Origin of the sequence: Bartonella sp. LB28NMGDW (assembly GCF_042194435.1) — a bacterium.
Lineage (GTDB): Bacteria > Pseudomonadota > Alphaproteobacteria > Rhizobiales > Rhizobiaceae > Bartonella > Bartonella grahamii.
Map to the genome: position 1 here is coordinate 1 of NZ_JBHIMX010000148.1, position 645 is coordinate 645.

The following is a 645-nucleotide window of genomic DNA, read 5'->3' on the forward strand; positions in this document are numbered from 1 at the left end:
ACAGATGCTGTTTGCGGATCCAAGCTTAAAATCGGTGCATTTTTCGGAAAACCTGCTCGATAACCCCGTGCAAGAGTAAGAGCGTTGTCAATCGTATATTTCGTGATACCTTCCACAAAGCCTAGATGGTTCTTTGCCCTGAAACTTTCCTTATAAAATTTGAGCTTTTCAATATCACCAATCAGAATGAGTGCTATAAAGTGACGTGCCACAAGGTGAGCTTCACTGTTTGTTGGCAAAGCGGCATAATCATAGATGTTTTGATTGACATTTTGCCGATCAGCCCACTCAAGTATATCTGTACAAATCTCCTTTAGCTTGCCTTCATCCAATTCAGTACTAGAAACTGTATAAAATTCTTCTGCCTCTTTGAGAGCTATATATTGGGGCAATCTAGGAAACATCTCTCTATGAGCAGTAGAAAAGCCAAGTGTTGAAAGCGAAGCCTTAAATACAACAATCGGCTCTTCTTCATCACTTTGAAGGTTATACATTATATTGATGATACGGTCTTTACTTACAAAATAAGCATTGCGATCATAGTTCTTATCGCGATAAACTGTCCACCCCATCCTTTTTAAGTCTTCAGAAACTGTATTAAGAAAAGACAAATCTTGCAAACTAAGACGATCATCTATGGCTTTT

General features: G+C 38.4%; 1 protein-coding gene. It reads right to left on the reverse strand.

The window, feature by feature from the left end; translation table 11 throughout:
• Positions 1-645, reverse strand: a 645-nt coding sequence (locus ACFIKG_RS09725; protein WP_375652244.1) for a DUF6990 domain-containing protein, incomplete at both ends; no start/stop codon positions are given.